Genomic DNA, 245 nt, shown 5'->3' with positions numbered 1-245 from the left:
TTCTGTTCTTATTACGGAGAACAGACACGGTGTGTCGTTTCAATTTTCAGCTTGTTCCGGATTGTTAAAGAGCATAATACTTCGCAGCATACTGTTCCCAGTACACTCTGAAGTAGTGTATCAACCAGTGTTGATGGTGGAGCTATGCGGGATCGAACCGCAGACCTCCTGCGTGCAAAGCAGGCGCTCTCCCAGCTGAGCTATAGCCCCATCGTAGTGATTAAAACCTCTTACCCTGCATTCTG

At 47.8% G+C, this 245-nt stretch carries 1 tRNA gene; it reads right to left on the bottom strand.

From position 1 onward, the window contains the following. Positions 1 to 134: 134 nt before the first annotated feature. A tRNA-Ala gene (locus tag DW58_RS01225) sits at positions 135 to 210 on the bottom strand. Between the last annotated feature and the right edge of the window lie 35 nt (positions 211 to 245).

Origin of the sequence: Siccibacter turicensis LMG 23730, assembly GCF_000463155.2 — a bacterium.
In the GTDB taxonomy this organism is placed as follows: Bacteria; Pseudomonadota; Gammaproteobacteria; order Enterobacterales; family Enterobacteriaceae; genus Siccibacter; species Siccibacter turicensis.
This window is presented reverse-complemented; position numbering and strand designations above follow the sequence as displayed.